Source organism: Arthrobacter sp. E44 (assembly GCF_041877125.1).
Classification (GTDB): domain Bacteria; phylum Actinomycetota; class Actinomycetes; order Actinomycetales; family Micrococcaceae; genus Arthrobacter.
On the sequence record NZ_JBHDJA010000002.1, the window covers coordinates 109,070 to 125,297 of the forward strand.

Genomic DNA, 16,228 nt, shown 5'->3' on the forward strand with positions numbered 1-16,228 from the left:
GATGTGAACCTCGTCACTTAAGGGGCTCTTCGGCTTGGAGCTTAGGTTTGCCTACCCTACAGTTTTCTGACATAGGAAACATTCGTGTTGCCTAATAGGACCTAGGTTCAAGCAGACTTTTTCCCCACCGAAAGCAGCCTCAATGAAGATCCGCAACAGCGCGCTGGCCGGCATCGCACTCGCCGCCAGCGCAGCTCTCGGCCTGACCGCCTGCGGCGGCGCCACCCCCGCCGGCGACAGCTCGTCCGCCGCTTCCGGCGGCGCCTCCTCGGGTGAAATCACGGTGTACAACGCCCAGCACGAGAGCCTCACCAAGGAATGGGTGGATGCCTTCACAGCGGAAACCGGCATCAAGGTGACCATGCGCCAGGGCTCGGACACCGAACTGTCCAACCAGATCATCCAGGAAGGCCAGGCCTCCCCCGCGGATGTGTTCCTGACCGAGAACTCCCCCGCCATGACGCAGGTGGAGAACGCCGGCCTGTTCGCCGACGTCAACAAGGACACCCTGGCCCAGGTCCCGGCCGAATTCTCGCCGTCCACCGGCAAGTGGACCGGCATCGCCGCCCGCTCCACCGTGCTGGTCTACAACAAGACCAAGCTCACCGAGGACAAGCTGCCCAAGTCCATGCTTGACCTGGCCAACCCCGAATGGAAGGGCAGGTGGGCTGCCTCCCCCAGCGGTGCCGACTTCCAGGCCATCGTCTCCGCGCTCCTGGAACTGAAGGGCGAGTCCGCCACGGAAGAGTGGCTGAAGGGGATGAAGGAAAACTCCAAGGCCTACAAGGGAAACAGCACGGCCATGAAGGCCGTCAACGCCGGTGAAGTGGATGCCGCCCTGATCTACCACTACTACTACTACGGCGACCAGGCCAAGACCGGCGAAAACTCCAGCAACGTCACCCCGTACTACTTCAAGAACCAGGACCCGGGCGCGTTCCTGTCCGTTTCCGGCGGCGGTGTGCTGAAGTCCTCCAAGAACGCTGCGGCTGCGCAGGAGTTTCTGAAGTTCATCACCGGCAAGAAGGGTCAGGAGGTACTCAAGAACGGTACGTCCTTCGAGTACGCCATCGGCTCCGACGTTCCCGCCAATGACAAGCTGGTTCCCATCAAGGACCTGCAGGCACCCAAGGTTGACGCCGCCAAGCTCAACTCCGAGAAGGTCACCGATCTGATGACCCAGGCAGGACTCCTCTAATTCCGTGACCACCGATCTATCGGCTCCTCCCAGGCGGAGCACGACGACGGCGGGCCGGGGCAACAGCCCCCGCCCGCCTTTCGGCGTTTCCGCAGTGTCCCTCCTGGCGGTGCTGATCGCCCTCTTCTCCCTCGTCCCGCTGGGGTACGTGGCCTACATGACGGTGGCAACCGGGTGGGACACTGCCGTCGGGCTTATCCTGCGTCCCCGCGTGGGCGAACTCCTGCTGAACACCCTGCTCCTGATGGCCGCCACCATCCCGCTGTGCCTGCTGCTTGGCGTGGCGGGAGCGTGGCTGGTGGAGCGGACCAAACTGCGCGGCCACCGGATCTGGGCCGTGCTGCTGGCCGCTCCGCTGGCCGTCCCCGCGTTCGTGAACAGCTATGCCTGGGTATCGGCCGTCCCGTCGCTCGGGGGGCTGGGATCCGGCATCCTGATCTCCACGCTGTCCTATTTCCCGCTGGTGTACATCCCGGCCGCGGCCACCCTGAGCCGGCTGGACCCGGCCATTGAACAGTCCGCCGCAGCCCTGGGGCTGGGGGCCTGGCGGTCCTTCTTCCGCGTGGTGCTCCCCCAACTCCGGATTGCATTGACCGGCGGCGCCCTGCTGGTGGGGCTGCACCTGCTTGCCGAATACGGCGCGTTCGCGATGATCCGGTTCGACACCTTCACCACCGCGATCATGACCCAGTACCAGTCCACCTTCAACGGCGCAGCCGGGAACATGCTGGCCAGCGTCCTGGTGTTCTTCTGCCTGCTCCTGCTGGTGGCCGAGGTCCGCAGCCGCGGCACCGCCCGCTACGCGAGGATCGGTTCCGGCGTGCAGGCAAGGGCGCTGCGGCTGCCGCTGCACGCGTACCAGGTGCCGGCCCAGCTGTTCCTGGTGGTGCTGACGGCACTGGCGTTCGGACTTCCGCTGTATTACGTCATGCGGTGGATCCTGGCCGGCGGGGCGGACATCTGGACCGCGTCCGAGTTCCTGCCTGCCCTCTTCACCACCTTCACCTACGGGCTGGCGGGCGCCGCAGCCACCACCGTGGTGGCCTTCCCCATGGCATACCTCGCCGTCCGCCACCCGGGCTGGTTCAGCAAGTCCCTGGAACTGTCCAACTACGTCACCAGCTCCATGCCCGGCATCGTCGTGGCCCTGGCATTCGTCACCGTGAGCATCCGCATGGTCCCGGGGATGTACCAGACGGCGGGGCTCCTGGTGGCAGCCTACGTGCTCCTGTTCCTCCCCCGCGCCCTGGTCAACCTCCGGGCCGGGCTGGCACAGGCCCCTAAGGAACTGGACGAGGCCGCGCAGGCGCTGGGCAAGCCGCCGCTGCTGGCTTTCATCCGCGTCACCTTGCGGCTTACCGCCCCGGCCGCCGCAGGCGGGGCGGCCCTGGTGTTCCTGGCCATCGCCAACGAACTCACCGCCACCTTGCTCCTGTCCCCCAACGGCACCAAGACCCTGGCCACCGAGTTCTGGAGCAAGAGCAGCGAAATCGACTATGCCGGCGCCGCTCCCTACGCGCTGCTGATGATCCTGCTTTCCGCGCCCATGACCTACCTCCTCTTCCAACAGTCCAAGAAAGTAGCCGGACAGTGACAGCACCATCAACCCGCAGGCTGCCCGAGCCCCGGGTGGCACCCTCGGTGGCGGCAACCACCAACAGCCACCTGCAGATCACGGACGTCACCAAGAACTTCGGATCGCAGGCGGTCCTGAGGGGCGTCAACCTCTCCGTGGCCAAGGGCGGCACCACCGCCATCGTGGGCCCGTCCGGCTCCGGCAAAACCACGCTGCTGCGCCTGATCGCCGGGTTTGAACATCCGGACACCGGGAGCATCTCGCTGAACGGGACCCTTGTCGCTGGTGATGGCGCGTGGCTTCCGGCGCACAAGCGGGAGATCGGGTACGTGGCCCAGGACGGTGCCCTGTTCCCGCATCTGACGGTGGGCCAGAACATTGCCTTCGGCCTGAATGCGGCCAAGCTCGACGGCGGCCGCCGCGCCGTCAACGCCCGCGTGGCGGAGTTGCTGGAAATGGTGTCGCTGGATGCGTCCATGGCCAAGCGCCGCCCGCACCAGCTCTCCGGCGGCCAGCAGCAGCGGGTCGCCCTGGCCCGGGCGCTGGCGCGCGAACCGGAGCTGATGCTGCTGGACGAGCCTTTCTCTGCCCTGGACGCGGGCCTGCGCGTGGCCACCCGCCGGGCCGTGGCCAAGGTCCTGGCCGAGGCAGGGGTCACCACCATCCTGGTCACGCACGACCAGGCCGAGGCCCTGTCCTTCGCGGACCAGGTGGCCGTGATGCGCGGCGGCAAGCTGGCCCAGATCGGTAACCCCTTCGTGGTGTACACCCGCCCCGCGGACCGGGCCACCGCCGAATTCCTGGGTGATGCCGTCATCCTGGACGCCTGGCTGGAGGGCTCCCTGGCCACCTGCTCCCTGGGCGGCATCCCGGTCCGCCGGCCGCCGGCGCAGGGCCGGGTACAGCTGATGCTGCGGCCGGAACAGATCCGCATCGCCGAGGACGGACCCATCCGCGGCGTGGTGGTGGACACGGACTACTTCGGCCCCGAAACCACCGTGCGGCTGAAGCTGAACGTGCCGCAGGAAGTGGCCGAGCACGCTGACCACCGGTACCCCGGCGGCGGCGAGGTGATCACCATTCGGCACTGGAACGCCTCGATCGCCCGGCCCGGCATGGAACTGTGCCTGCGGGTGGTGGGCGAAGCCGTGGCGTTCCCGGTGGAGGACTGAGCACCAGCCGTCTCTCCTGACACAGAAAAATCATCCTGTGGAAACACTCCGGCAATGTCTCCCCGCCAAGCTGTCCTTACGGGGATACAACAGCAGGAGGCAGCCCATTATGGAGGCACAAGGAGTACGTACGGCCCAGCTTCGGATCGGGGATCAGATCGAGGCTTGGCACAGGGGCAGGCTCTTCCACAAAGGGCGCGTGACCGACGTCGTCCCGGCCCTTGAACTCTTCTGGATCCTGGACGCCCGGACCGGCACGCGCAAGCTGCTGGACCCCGAAGCCCTGGAGATCCGCCACGTGGAGGCCGGGGCGCCGGTGAAACCGGACGTCACCGCCAAGCCCCAGCCCCCGGCCAAGCCGCTCGCCACCGCCTGAAGCCCGGTGAGGGCTCAGGCGCGGTCCTGGTAGACGTCCGGGACGCCGTCGTGGTCCGAATCCACGTTCTCCAGCTCTTCGGCCAGGCGGTACTGCCGGTTGCGGGTGCGCAGCACGGCGGTTGCCAGCAGCGCGGCAATCAGCGACGCGGCCAGGATGCCAACCTTGGCATGGTCGTCATGCAGGCTGCCGTTGCCGAAGCTGAGTTCCGCCACCAGCAGGGACACGGTGAAGCCGATCCCCGCCAACAGCGCAACGCCAAACACGTCGATCCATTTGAAGGAGCTGTCCAGGGTGGCCCTGGTGGCTTTGGTCAGGATCCACGTGGTGGCCAGGATGCCGATCGGCTTGCCCAGGACCAGGCCCAGGATGATGCCCAGCGCCACGGGGTCCGTGAGGGCTGAGCCCAATCCAGCCCAGCCACCCACGGCCACGCCGGCCGAAAAGAACGCGAACACAGGCACTGCCACGCCCGCGGAGATGGGCCGGAACCGGTGCTCGAAGATCTCCGCCAGCCCGGGTCCGGCTTCGGGTCCGCCCGACGCCTGGGAGCGGATCACCGGAATGGCGAAGCCCAGCAGTACGCCCGCCACGGTGGCATGGATACCGGAAGCGTGCACCAGCGCCCACGTCACGGCGCCCAGGGGCAGCAGGACCAGCCAGGCAGCGGCGGCATGCAGGCCAAAGAACCGCCGGAACTTATGCGCCAGGAAGGCATAAACGGCCAGCGGAACCAGCGCCAGAAGCAGAGGCGCCACCTGGATGTCGCTGGAGTAGAAGAACGCGATGATGCTGATGGCAATCAGGTCATCCACCACTGCCAGAGTAAGCAGGAAGATCCGCAGGGCGCTGGGCAGGTGGGACCCTATGATCGCCAGGACGGCAACGGCAAAAGCAATATCCGTTGCGGTGGGAATGGCCCACCCCCGGAGCGTTTCCGGGCTGGCGAGATTGACGACGGCGTAGATCACCGCGGGGACCGCCACGCCTCCCACGGCTGCCGCTACCGGCACGATCGACTTGCTGATCTGGCGCAGGTCACCGGCCACGAATTCGCGTTTGAGTTCCAGGCCCACCAGGAAGAAGAAGATGGCCAGCAGCCCATCCGCCGCCCACGCCCCCAGGCTCAGTTCAAGGTGCCATGGTTCGTAGCCAACCTTGAAGTCGCGGAGGGCAAAGTAGCTGTCCGACGCCGGGGAGTTTGCCCATACCAGCGCGATGACGGCAGCGACCACCAGGAGGGCACCGCCGACGGTTTCCTTGCGGAGGATCTCGCCGATCCGCAGCGCCTCGGCGTAGCTGCCACGGGAAAAAACGGTGGAACCGAAGAATTTGTTCTGGCGTGGGGTGGGCGGTGTGGCGCTCATGCAGGCGTCCTTAAATCCGGGTTCGACAAATACATGCCGACCAGACTTCCCGGCGCACCTTCGGTCCATTCTACGGCGCCCCGCTGCCGCCCCCCCCCCAAACACTCTTCTCCGACGGATTTCGGGGTTTTGTGGGCCAGTTCACAAAAACACCCATCCGGCGCTTCGATGGCATCGAATCAGTAATGTCCCTCATCTGGGACAAAACGTCACTTGCATGAGGAGAATGCTTTCCGATGAACAAGACACTTCGTTTCCTCGCAGTTCCCACCCTCGCCCTGGGCGCCCTGGCCCTTTCGGGCGGTCCCGCCTCCGCAGCGGACCACACATACCAGTCCACTCTCACCCAAATCAATGGCAGCTCTGCCTCGGGCACCGTCACCGTGGACGTCACCGGCAATCAGGCACACGCCGTCCTGAAGGTCTCCGGCCTGGCCTCCACCTTCAACAACGCGCCCTACCCCCACGTCCAGCACATCCACGGCGGCGCCCAAGGCGTCTGCCCCGCACCGTCGGCAGACAAGGACGGCGACGGCGTTGTTTCCACCACCGAGGGTGCACCCAGCTACGGCGGAATTGTGACGACCCTGTCCACCAGCGGCGATACCAGCCCTGCGGCCGGGCTCGACCTCAAGGTTGCGGGCCAGGGTGCCAGCTACACCGTGGACCGAACTTTCGAACTCAACGCCGAGACCAAATCCGCCCTGGAGTCCGGCACCGCCGTCGTCGTTGTCCACGGGCTCGATCCGGCCACCCTCAGCCCGGCCGGGCAGGCCGCCAAATCGGACCTCGTTCCGAGCCTCCCACTCGCTGCCACCTCCCCCGCCCTTTGCGGGACGCTTAAAGCGGGGCAGATGAAGATGCCCGCCGGCGGCGTTGACACGGGCGTTGCGCAGCAGGCCGGTGGCACCGACAGCGGCGCCCTCGCCCTGGGCGGCGGCTTGGTCCTGGCAGCGGCAGCAGGTGGCGCCTACCTGGTCCGCCGCCGCGGTTCAGGTTCGGAAGCCTAAGTCCGGCTGGCTGGACCACGCCATGTCCTTCCTGAACTCCGGCAGCCGTGGAAGCCTTCGGGCCCCCGCGGCTGCCGGGCTTCTGCTCCTGCTCGCCCTCACCGGCTGCGGCTCCGCACCAGGAACGTCCGCCACCGGCCCATCGCCTTCGCTCTCCCCCGTACCGTCGGCATCCCCCGCACCTTCCGCGTCCATGCCTTCGCCCGCCGCGCCAATCTCCACCGCCCCCGTTCCTGCCGGCCCGCCCGCACCCACCGCACCTCCCGTCGTCGAACCCCCAGTCCTGCCCCGGTCCGAACCGGCGGCGCTTGATATCCCCTCGATTGGCCTGCGCACGGAACTGCTGAGCCTGGGCCTGCGGCCCAACGGCTCGCTGCAGGTCCCGGAAGACAAGGGCAACGGAGCCCCGGCTGGTTGGTACAACGGCTCGCCGACGCCCGGCGAGCGCGGCCCGGCCGTGGTGCTGGGGCATGTCAACGCGCTCGGCGGCCACAAAGGTGTCTTCGCCGACCTCCGTAAACTCGCGCCCGGAGCCGAGGTCAGTGTGGCGCGGACGGACGGCAGCACGGCCCTTTTCGTCGTCGAACGCGCTGCCGTCTACGGCAAAGACAATTTCCCCACCCTTGAGGTTTACGGCAACACTCCGGAGTCCGAACTGAGGCTGATCACCTGCGACGGTTATGACGCCGCCACCGGCCTCTTCGATGACAACTACGTCGTTTTCGCCAAGCTCAAAGCCTGATCGGACAGACAACAACGGCCGCCCCACTCGCGGCGGCCAGGACGGATCGTCATGAAGAACCGTGCTCCCCTGCTGGCAACCCTGGCGCTGTCGCTGCTGCTCACCGGCTGTGCTGCGGCGGGATCAGCCGGGCAGGCCCTTCCAGCGGCGCCCCCCGGCCCCGCCGGCTCAACGGCGGCGGCCCATGCCGGCCACCATGGCACCGATACAGCTGTTCCCGAAACCAGCCCCGGAGGCCCCAGCGCGGCCGCCAGGATGGTATGCGGGGACCAGCCGATGGAACGGCTGACCAGCATCCTGTCGCTCGACCGGAAACCGCACACGGTAAGCAGCTGGGCCAACGGCACCTTCACCTGCACCTACCATCTAACCGAAGGTGCACTGGTGATTACCGTGCAGGAGGCGCCCGACCAAGCGAGGGCGCGGGCTTATTTCGACGCCATGCAAGCCCTTGCCACAGACGCCTCCCCCATTGAGGGGCTGGCCAACCTGGGCTTTCCCGCCTATGAAACTGCAGCCGGTTCCGCCGTTTTCCAAAAGGACAACTTTGTGCTGCAGGTGAACGCATCGGCGCTTCCACCTGCGGTTGGACCGGATGCCATCACCCGCGGCGCCTTGGCATACCAGCTCTCCACAACCATCCTTGCCTGCTGGGTGGAGCACCACTAGCCCGCGCGGCGGTCCCCCGCGTGGTTCGCCCGGCCGTGCAGTTGGATGGCCCGCACGGCACGGTCCAGGTAGGTCCGTGCCTCCGCGGAGTTGGCCAACTGCACCAGTTCCGCCGCCACTACCACCAGCTTGACGTTCCGGTGGCTGCTGGTGCTCACCAGCATCTGGAACGCGTCATCGGAGCCAAGTCTCAGCTGGCCCATGAGGATGCCCCGGGCCTGGTCGATCACGGTCCGGGTTGCCGTTGCTCGCGCGACGGCGTCCCGGGCCGTTTGTTCGGTTTCGCGCTGCAGGGTGCGGCTGAGGTCTACCGTTACGCCTTCGAGCGCCAGCACTGCTCCGTCGGCGCTCAAGACCGCCTCGCCGGAGGTCACCACACGCCGCGTCTTCCCCCGGGCGTCCACAATCCGGTGATACATGCAGAAGAAGCCGCCTGTGGCGGAAACCTGCTGCACAATCTCCTCGCACCGCTCGCGGTCATCAGGATGCTTGTGGGCAAAGATCAGTTCCAGCGTGGGGACAACCTCGCCGCGCTGGTATCCGTGCAGCCGGAACATCCCGTCCGACCACTGGAAGGTTGGACCGGAGGGCTCAATGTCCACGCGGAAGGTACCGGCATCGCTTTCGCTGTCTCCGAGGGCACTCGAATACGTGTACAAATCGCTCAGCTCCGTCACAGGTCCACCTCCCGTGCAATGGCCAGCCCCCAGCGGTCCGGCTCTGTCCCCGCTCCTTCCAGTATGGTCGCGTTGCGCAACAGAAGGTAGTGCGGGAGGTCCCATGGAAGTCGCGCGTGAAATGCGCTAGAGTCCTTGACCTTTATACCCCCAGGGGGTATATTGGCGGTGTTGTCAGTGAAGTGGTATGTCCCGGCCGGCGCACCAGCACCAGCCTTTCACAGCCGTTCAACCCCAGCGCCCCTTGATTCCCTCAACGGATTGGAACTGACATGAACAGCGGGAACCGTCCCCAGCTCCCCCTCGCATCCTCCGGCTGCAGCTGCTGCGCCCCAACCCACTCGGTGGAGCCGGCCAGCATCCTCCCCGCGACCGCCCCGCAGGAGCCTCCGGCCGCCGTCGTAAATGCCGACGCGGACGCTTCCGCGCAGCGCAGCTTTGCAGTGGAAGGCATGACCTGCGGGCACTGCGTCCGGTCTGTCGAAACGGCTGTCTTCGCCGTTCCGGGCGTAACCTCCGCCTCGGTTGACCTGGTGCCGGGCGGCCGCTCCCGGCTTGCCGTGACCGGCCGGGCGTCCGAAGCCGACGTCCGCCAGGCCGTGGCTGCCGCCGGTTACGCCCTGGCCTGATACGGGCCGCGCCCCTGCGCTCCCAACATTTTTCCGCAGCCCCGGGTAAAGCCGGGCAGCGATTGCCTCCAAGGAGGAACCATGCAGGATCACCACGATATGCAGGACCAGCACGGCACGCAGGACCACCCCGCCGTGCACCACCAGGGAGGCGGGCATGACCACCCCCAGCCGCCCGGGGGGACGCTCACGGAGCCCCCTGCACACAGCGCCGGGCACACCGGACACCCGCAGCACGCCGGACACGGCCAGCACGACGACGACCACACCATCCACACGCACGGCCAGCACGCGGGGCACAGCACGGCCATGTTCAAGAACAGATTCTGGCTGACGCTGGCCCTGTCCATTCCCGTGGTCTACTTCAGCCCCATGATGGCCCACCTGCTGGGCTACATGCCGCCGGAGTTCCCCGGCTCCGCCTGGATCCCCCCGGTCCTGGGCACCGCGATTTTCCTCTACGGCGGCCAGCCGTTCCTCAAGGGCGGCCTGCAGGAGCTCAAAGACCGCACCCCCGGAATGATGCTGCTGATTGCCATGGCCATCACGGTGGCCTTCGCCGCCTCCTGGGTCACCAGCCTGGGCATCGGCGGCTTCGACCTGGACTTCTGGTGGGAGCTGGCCCTGCTGGTGGCCATCATGCTGCTGGGGCACTGGATCGAAATGCGTGCCCTCGGATCCGCGCAGGGCGCCCTTGATGCCCTCGCCGCGCTGCTGCCGGACGAAGCCGAGCGCATCACCGACAGCGGCACCGAGACCGTTCCCGTGTCCGAACTCAACGCCGGGGACCTGGTCCTGGTGCGTCCCGGAGCCCGCATGCCCGCTGACGGAAACGTGGTGGACGGCCAGGCCGAGTTCGACGAGTCCATGATCACCGGTGAATCCAAGACCGTGGCGCGTGGCGCAGGCGATCCCGTGGTGGCCGGAACCGTTGCCACGGACAGCAGCGTCCGCGTCCGGGTCACGGCCGTTGGCGACCAGACCGCCCTGGCCGGGATCCAGCGGCTGGTGGAGGAAGCACAGGCCTCATCATCACGCGCACAGGCCCTGGCGGACCGTGCCGCAGCCTTCCTCTTCTACTTTGCCGCCGGCGCCGGGGTCCTCACCTTCATCGCCTGGACGCTGATGGGAAGTGTCCCGGACGCCGTGACCCGGACCGTCACCGTACTGGTCATTGCCTGCCCGCACGCCCTTGGCCTGGCCATCCCTCTGGTGATCGCCATTTCCACCGAGCAGGCGGCGCGGGCCGGCGTCCTGATCAAGAACCGGATGGCGCTGGAACGGATGCGGACCATCGATGTGGTCCTGTTCGACAAGACCGGCACCCTGACCACCGGCGAGCCGGAGCTGAAGGACGTTGCCGTAGCTGAAGGAGCAGATCCGGACGCGGTGCTTGCCCTCGCCGCCGCCGTGGAGTCCGACAGTGAACACCCCGTGGCACGGGCCATCGTCCGCGCTGCGAAGGCACGGAACCTGGCGCTGGCTCCGGCCACCGGCTTCACCTCGCTGACGGGCCGCGGCGTCCGCGCCAACGTGGAAGGCCGTACGGTGCATGTGGGCGGGCCGGCGCTCCTGCGCGAGCTCGGCGTCGTGGAACCGGCCTCCCTGGCGGGGAGCACCAAAGCCTGGATGGACCGCGGGGCAGCGGTCCTGCACGTTGTCGACGACGGCAACGTCCTGGGCGCCGTCAGCATGGAGGATGCGGTGCGGCCGGAGTCCCGGCAGGCTGTTGCTGCCCTGCAGCGGCGCGGGGTCAAGGTGGCCATGGTTACCGGTGACGCGCACCAGGTGGCCAAGGCCGTGGCCGCGGATCTGGACATCGACGAGGTGTTCGCCGAGGTCCTGCCCGCGGACAAGGACAAGAAAGTGGCCGAGCTACAGGGCCGCGGCCTGAGGGTGGCCATGGTGGGCGACGGCGTCAACGACTCACCCGCGCTGGCCCGTGCCGAGGTGGGCATCGCCATCGGCGCCGGAACCGACGTGGCAGTGGAATCCGCCGGCGTGGTGCTGGCCGGAAACGATCCGCGGGCCGTGCTGTCCATGGTTGACCTATCCCGTGCCAGCTACCGGAAGATGTGGCAGAACCTGGTGTGGGCCACCGGCTACAACGTCCTGTCCGTGCCATTGGCTGCCGGTGTCCTGGCATTCGCCGGGGTGGTGCTGTCGCCCGCAGCAGGGGCGGTGCTGATGTCCGCGTCCACCGTGGTGGTGGCACTGAACGCCCAGCTCCTCCGGCGCCTGAAACTGAACCCGTCCGAGGTACGTTGAACATTCCAGGCACATTGAAAGGAGGGACGGCCATGACCACCCGCGCCGTGGCGTCCCTCCTTCGCTGTGCCTGGCTGCTGGCCGCTGCCCTGGCCGTCATCGCAGGGCTGCTGGGCATGCACGTGCTCACCTCCGGGCATGGCTCGCACGGGTCCGGCCTGCAGGTCATGATTTCCCACAGTCCGGCTTCTCCTGTGGCGTCCGCCCACCCATCGCACAGCGCCGGGCACTCCCCCAGCCACACCGCCGTCGCGCATTCCGCTGCTGCCGGCGGCCATGCCGGCGAGCGCCCCGGCTCCTCCACTCCGGACGCGCCAGCCCTTGCCTCGCCCGCCTGCGGCGATTCCTGCCCGGGCGCCCAGGAATCGGGCGCGCCCTGTGTCCCCTCTGCGCCCGGCAGCCCGGTCACCCTTTCCCCACCCCAGGCATCCCCCGCCGCGATTCCTGCACCTCGCGCCCCCGGTAGCACCGCGGGCGCCGGCTACGGCTACCTGCCGCCCAGCCCCACACCCTGCGACCTGTCGATCAGCCGGACGTAATCCGGACTGCGCCACATCCATCGCGGCCCAGTTCACCCACTCCCCTGAAAGACAACCATGAACACCACCATCAAGACCCTGTCCATTGCTGCTGCCCTGGCGGCCTCGCTCGGCCTGGCAGGCTGCGCCGGCAACGCCGGATCGGGCAACAGCATGCCCATGGACCACGGGAACTCCGGCCCCATGTCGAGCACGATGCCCAGCTCCGGGGCCATGTCCAGCGGGGGCACGACGCCCACCGCGGATGCCGACCACAACCAGGCCGACATCATGTTTGCCCAGATGATGATCCCGCACCACGCCCAGGCGGTGGAGATGAGCGGCATCATCCTGGACAAGCAGGGCGTCCCGGCGGAAGTGACTGCGCTTGCCAGCAAGATCAAGGCGGCGCAGGCCCCCGAGATCGAGCAGATGACCGGCTGGCTCCAGGGGTGGAACGCACCCACCATGATGAACGACCACACCGGCCATGGCATGACCGGCATGGTGGACGACGCAGGGATCGACAAGCTCAAGTCGGCCACCGGCACCGACGCTGCGCGGCTTTTCCTGGAGCAGATGATCGGCCATCACGAGGGCGCCATCGACATGGCCCAGCAGGAGATCAGCGCCGGCAAATCCCCTGAAGCCGTGAAGCTGGGCCACGAGATCGTGGACGCGCAGCAGACGGAGATCATGCAGATGAAGCAGCTGCTGGCCACGCTCTAGCGTGGGACAGCCCGCCGACCTGGCGGGAATGTGAACGACGCGGTGGCGGCACCCGGTGTGGGAGCCGCCGCCGCGGCGTCGCATGTTAAGTTGAAGGGCACGGGCCCCACCGGACCGCCGCCAGCTGGGAAAAGAGAAAATCTCCTTGGACACTTCCGCACCAGTACGAATCCTGACCGTCTGCACCGGCAACATCTGCCGGTCGCCCGTGGCCGAACGGCTGCTGCAGGCGGGGCTTGACCAAGTAGTGCCCGGCGGTTTCGAAGTCTCCAGCGCCGGGACCCGCGCCCTGGTGGGCCAGCCCATGCAGCCCATCTCGGCGGACATCGTGCGGACCTTCGGCGGGAATCCCGAAGGCTTCGCTGCCCGGCAGCTCACCCCCACAATCCTGCGCGGCGTGGACCTGGTGCTCACCATGACGTCCGGGCACCGCGGCGAGGTCCTGCAGCTGGACGCGTCCCTGCTCAAACGGACCTTCACCATCCGCGAGTTCGCCCGGATGCTGAATGTCCTGGACCAGCGGGCCGCCGAAAATGACACCCAGCCCGCCGGCCCCCAGGAAGCAGCGTCCGACGACGAGTCCCGGCTGGCTGCCAACGCCGCCTTTTGGCGCGGGCTGCCAGCCCGCGCCGCCGGGGTGCGGCACCTCTCGCTTCCCGCCGACCCCGCCGAAAATGACATCGTGGACCCCTACCGCCGCTCGCCCGAGGTCTACCGGGAGATGGAGGACCAGCTGGCTCCGGCGATCGTCTCCATCCTGCGCCACGCCCGCCTGAACGCGCCCGTGAGCCCGGACGCCGCCCAACTGTAGGTCCTGCCGCAGAGGCTCCACCCATCCGGCGTCTGGTCTCGGGCCTGCCGGCTGGTGTGGAACAGAGTGCGGTTTTTCTGTGGATTTCCCCGATGTAAGGCATTTTTTCCGGTGCTAATTTTCCGAAATGAGCACCCAGGCGAAGCTTCGCAGTACCGGCGCCGTCCGCGTTGTTGAGCGGTCCAAACGCCGTCGGCACCCGTTGCGGACCGCGCTGCTGGTGCTGCTCGCCGCAGCGATCCTGATAGCCGCCGCAGCCGGTACGTACCTTTTCAGCCTCGGCCGTGCGTACGATTCACAGGCGAAGGTCATTGACAATCCATTCCCGTCCGAGTCCAACCGCCCTCAGCCGCGTTCCGCTGCGCCGTCCGGCGTAACACCGGCCGAAGGCACCGGCACTGGTGCGGCGGCCGGGCCCGCAGCAGGGCCCGCAGCAGCCGCCCCTGCCCAGGCACCCGGCGGGCAGGCGCTGAACATCCTGGTGATGGGCAGCGACAGCCGCGGGGCAACGGTTGGCAAGGCTGAATCCGGCAGCAGCTCGGATCAGCGCGCTGACACCCTCATGCTGGTGCACATTCCCGCGGACCGATCCAAAATCTTCGCCATCTCCCTGATGCGCGACCTGTGGGTGGACATTCCGGGTCACGGGAGGGCAAAGATCAATTCAGCCCTCGCCTACGGGGGCGTCCCCCTCATGGTGCAGACGGTGGAGACCATGTTCAACGAGCGCGTGGACCACGTGGCCATGGTCGACTTTGAGGGCTTTGTTGGCCTCACGGATGCCCTCGGCGGGGTTGAGGTGGACATCCCCCGGTCCTTCGTTTCCGCGCACGACAAATTCTCCTACCAGCAGGGGCGTACCCTGCTGGACGGCAAGCACGCCCTGGAGTTCGTCCGCGAGCGCTACTCCTTCACCGATGGCGATTACCAGCGGGTGCGCAACCAGCAGGCTTTCGTGCGGGCGCTTTTCGCCAAGAACCTCAGCCCGGAAACCCTTCTGAACCCGGTGAAGGTGCATAACGTAGTCACTGCCATGTCGCCGTTCATCAGCGTGGACAGCGGACTTAACGCAGCGGCCCTGGCAAACCTGGCCTTGGAACTGCGCAACGTGCGTGCGGACGACATGGAAATGTTTACCCTTCCCACCCTGGGGATCGGAACCTCCGCGGACGGCCAGTCCATCGTCCTTCCGAACCAAACGGCAATCAAAGACATCGGCGATGCGCTGGCAGGTGACAGTTTGGACAACTATGTAGCCAATAACGGCTTGCCGGACGGACACTGATGCCACCAGTCACAATGAGGTGGAGGCGTCATGAGCATCCCAGGCGGTCCTGATCCGTCCGGTCCCGTCGGCCCCGGCAATTCCGGTCCGCCCACAGGCCCATCCGCGCCCCGGCCCGGATGGCTGGTTGCCCTGGGACGCCGCCGCTGGATCGTGGCACTGGTGGTGCTGGCCCTTGTGGCGGCAGCCGGCATCGCGGTCTTCAGCCTGAACCGCGCCGGCCAGGAGGCACAACCGGCAGCCACCCAAACCCAGCCGCCCAGCGAAACGCCCAGCCCAACGCCTACGCCCACTCCTTCCGAAACGCCGCCGCCGGCTCCCGCTCCCCCGCCCCCGCCTCCCCCGATCCCGGAACTGCCCGCAGTTCCGATGAACATCCTGGTGATCGGCAGCGACATCCGCGGCGGCACGCCGGCGCGGGACGCCGCCGCCCATACGGCAGCCACCGGCGAAGCCCAGGACCAGCGGGCGGACTCCCTGATGGTGGTTCACGTCCCGGCCGACCGCCGGAACCTTTACCTCATCTCCATCAACCGCGACAACTGGGTGGACATCCCCGGCTACGGGGCCGCCAAGATCAATGCAGCCCTGCAGTATGGCGGCATCGACATGGAAACTGCCACCGTGCAGCAACTGCTGGGAATCACCATCGACCACACGCTGATGCTGGACTTCGGCGGGTTCAAAATCCTGGTGGACGGCCTGGGCGGAATCGACGTCAATGTGCCCATCCCTTTCCAGTCCAGCGTTGAAACCCAACACGTCTTCCCCGCAGGCATGAACCACCTGGACGGGCAGGCGGCGCTGGAGTTTTCCCGCGAGCGCTACGCCTTCGCCGACGGCGACTTCCAGCGGGTCCGCGACCAGCAGATCATGCTCCGCGCAATCCTGGCGCGCCTCACGGCTGGAGGTGCCCTCAACGATGTGAATACGGTTCGGTCCCTGGTCGACTTCGCTTCCTGCTGCCTCACCGTGGATAAGGCCTTCGACCCCGTGCAGGCCGCCATTCTGGCTTACAGCCTGCGGAACCTGGACGTGAACGCCATCGGCACCATGACGCTTCCGACGGCGGGTTCAGGTTTCGTGGCCGGACAATCCGTACTGTTTCCAGACTATGGCGGCATCGCGGCCGTGGGCGCAGCACTCCGGGAGGGCCGGATCGGCGACTTCGCGAAGCCATAGGGCGCAACCCCCGCTGTTC

Annotated in this window: 16 protein-coding genes; 14 read left to right on the top strand and 2 right to left on the bottom strand. The window is 67.2% G+C overall.

The genetic code is table 11. From position 1 onward, the window contains the following. Positions 1 to 142 precede the first annotated feature (142 nt). The 4 genes from ACETK3_RS02645 (at position 143) to ACETK3_RS02660 (ending at position 4,322) form a co-directional block, all read left to right on the top strand. Positions 143 to 1,198, top strand: coding sequence for an iron ABC transporter substrate-binding protein (locus ACETK3_RS02645; RefSeq protein ID WP_236820371.1), 1,056 nt, complete (start codon positions 143 to 145; stop codon positions 1,196 to 1,198). Between the two features lie 4 nt (positions 1,199 to 1,202). Next, positions 1,203 to 2,792 (top strand): iron ABC transporter permease, encoded by a 1,590-nt coding sequence (locus ACETK3_RS02650; protein WP_236820372.1) that lies wholly within the window; start codon positions 1,203 to 1,205, stop codon positions 2,790 to 2,792. Beyond that, positions 2,789 to 3,946 (top strand): ABC transporter ATP-binding protein, encoded by a 1,158-nt coding sequence (locus tag ACETK3_RS02655; RefSeq protein ID WP_236799448.1) that lies wholly within the window; start codon positions 2,789 to 2,791, stop codon positions 3,944 to 3,946. The genes ACETK3_RS02650 and ACETK3_RS02655 overlap by 4 nt, the downstream gene beginning before the upstream one ends. A 199-nt stretch (positions 3,947 to 4,145) precedes the next feature. Beyond that, positions 4,146 to 4,322: a hypothetical protein gene (locus ACETK3_RS02660; RefSeq protein WP_236820374.1), complete on the top strand. Its 177-nt coding sequence runs from the start codon at positions 4,146 to 4,148 to the stop codon at positions 4,320 to 4,322. Between the two features lie 14 nt (positions 4,323 to 4,336). Here ACETK3_RS02660 and nhaA read toward each other — a convergent pair whose 3' ends face one another. Next, complete coding sequence (gene nhaA, locus ACETK3_RS02665) at positions 4,337 to 5,689, bottom strand: Na+/H+ antiporter NhaA (protein ID WP_237428834.1); 1,353 nt, start codon at positions 5,687 to 5,689, stop codon at positions 4,337 to 4,339. A 236-nt stretch (positions 5,690 to 5,925) separates the two neighbouring features. On the opposite strand from nhaA, the gene ACETK3_RS02670 reads away from it, so the two are divergent. The 3 genes from ACETK3_RS02670 to ACETK3_RS02680 are packed head-to-tail and all read left to right on the top strand — an operon-like array spanning position 5,926 to position 8,110. Then, on the top strand, positions 5,926 to 6,699 hold the full coding sequence (locus ACETK3_RS02670) for a CHRD domain-containing protein (protein WP_236799451.1): 774 nt from the start codon (positions 5,926 to 5,928) through the stop codon (positions 6,697 to 6,699). Between the two features lie 22 nt (positions 6,700 to 6,721). Further along, the gene (locus ACETK3_RS02675; protein WP_272912522.1) at positions 6,722 to 7,441 is read left to right on the top strand and encodes a class F sortase; all 720 of its coding nucleotides are present in this window, start codon (positions 6,722 to 6,724) and stop codon (positions 7,439 to 7,441) included. A 51-nt stretch (positions 7,442 to 7,492) separates the two neighbouring features. Continuing rightward, positions 7,493 to 8,110: a hypothetical protein gene (locus ACETK3_RS02680; RefSeq protein ID WP_237428835.1), complete on the top strand. Its 618-nt coding sequence runs from the start codon at positions 7,493 to 7,495 to the stop codon at positions 8,108 to 8,110. Here the strand turns inward: ACETK3_RS02680 and ACETK3_RS02685 are convergent. Beyond that, a complete protein-coding gene (locus ACETK3_RS02685; protein ID WP_237428836.1) occupies positions 8,107 to 8,787 on the bottom strand; it encodes a PAS and ANTAR domain-containing protein in 681 nt (226 codons plus the stop codon). The genes ACETK3_RS02680 and ACETK3_RS02685 overlap by 4 nt on opposite strands. Positions 8,788 to 9,059: 272 nt before the next feature. On the opposite strand from ACETK3_RS02685, the gene ACETK3_RS02690 reads away from it, so the two are divergent. The 7 genes from ACETK3_RS02690 to ACETK3_RS02720 all read left to right on the top strand — a co-directional run bounded on the left by ACETK3_RS02690 (position 9,060) and on the right by ACETK3_RS02720 (position 16,209). Beyond that, positions 9,060 to 9,416, top strand: coding sequence for a heavy-metal-associated domain-containing protein (locus ACETK3_RS02690; protein WP_237428837.1), 357 nt, complete (start codon positions 9,060 to 9,062; stop codon positions 9,414 to 9,416). Between the two features lie 81 nt (positions 9,417 to 9,497). Then, positions 9,498 to 11,684: a heavy metal translocating P-type ATPase gene (locus ACETK3_RS02695; RefSeq protein ID WP_237428838.1), complete on the top strand. Its 2,187-nt coding sequence runs from the start codon at positions 9,498 to 9,500 to the stop codon at positions 11,682 to 11,684. 32 nt (positions 11,685 to 11,716) lie between these two features. Further along, on the top strand, positions 11,717 to 12,223 hold the full coding sequence (locus ACETK3_RS02700; RefSeq protein ID WP_237428839.1) for a hypothetical protein: 507 nt from the start codon (positions 11,717 to 11,719) through the stop codon (positions 12,221 to 12,223). Positions 12,224 to 12,280: 57 nt separating this feature from the next. Then, entirely contained in the window at positions 12,281 to 12,931 is a 651-nt protein-coding gene (locus ACETK3_RS02705; RefSeq protein WP_237428840.1) for a DUF305 domain-containing protein, read from the top strand. Between the two features lie 145 nt (positions 12,932 to 13,076). Then, on the top strand, positions 13,077 to 13,742 hold the full coding sequence (locus tag ACETK3_RS02710) for a low molecular weight phosphatase family protein (RefSeq protein ID WP_236799459.1): 666 nt from the start codon (positions 13,077 to 13,079) through the stop codon (positions 13,740 to 13,742). A 127-nt stretch (positions 13,743 to 13,869) separates the two neighbouring features. Next, positions 13,870 to 15,027 (top strand): LCP family protein, encoded by a 1,158-nt coding sequence (locus ACETK3_RS02715; RefSeq protein ID WP_236820382.1) that lies wholly within the window; start codon positions 13,870 to 13,872, stop codon positions 15,025 to 15,027. A 30-nt stretch (positions 15,028 to 15,057) separates the two neighbouring features. Continuing rightward, the gene (locus ACETK3_RS02720; RefSeq protein ID WP_237428841.1) at positions 15,058 to 16,209 is read left to right on the top strand and encodes an LCP family protein; all 1,152 of its coding nucleotides are present in this window, start codon (positions 15,058 to 15,060) and stop codon (positions 16,207 to 16,209) included. Positions 16,210 to 16,228: the final 19 nt, after the last annotated feature.

Coding starts and splice junctions, on each gene's coding strand:
- ACETK3_RS02645 (WP_236820371.1), top strand. CDS start 143: ATGAAGATCCGCAACAGCGCGCTGGCCGGCATCGCACTCGCCGCCAGC.
- nhaA (WP_237428834.1), bottom strand. CDS start 5,689: ATGAGCGCCACACCGCCCACCCCACGCCAGAACAAATTCTTCGGTTCC.
- ACETK3_RS02670 (WP_236799451.1), top strand. CDS start 5,926: ATGAACAAGACACTTCGTTTCCTCGCAGTTCCCACCCTCGCCCTGGGC.
- ACETK3_RS02675 (WP_272912522.1), top strand. CDS start 6,722: ATGTCCTTCCTGAACTCCGGCAGCCGTGGAAGCCTTCGGGCCCCCGCG.
- ACETK3_RS02680 (WP_237428835.1), top strand. CDS start 7,493: ATGAAGAACCGTGCTCCCCTGCTGGCAACCCTGGCGCTGTCGCTGCTG.
- ACETK3_RS02690 (WP_237428837.1), top strand. CDS start 9,060: ATGAACAGCGGGAACCGTCCCCAGCTCCCCCTCGCATCCTCCGGCTGC.
- ACETK3_RS02695 (WP_237428838.1), top strand. CDS start 9,498: ATGCAGGATCACCACGATATGCAGGACCAGCACGGCACGCAGGACCAC.
- ACETK3_RS02700 (WP_237428839.1), top strand. CDS start 11,717: ATGACCACCCGCGCCGTGGCGTCCCTCCTTCGCTGTGCCTGGCTGCTG.
- ACETK3_RS02705 (WP_237428840.1), top strand. CDS start 12,281: ATGAACACCACCATCAAGACCCTGTCCATTGCTGCTGCCCTGGCGGCC.
- ACETK3_RS02715 (WP_236820382.1), top strand. CDS start 13,870: ATGAGCACCCAGGCGAAGCTTCGCAGTACCGGCGCCGTCCGCGTTGTT.
- ACETK3_RS02720 (WP_237428841.1), top strand. CDS start 15,058: ATGAGCATCCCAGGCGGTCCTGATCCGTCCGGTCCCGTCGGCCCCGGC.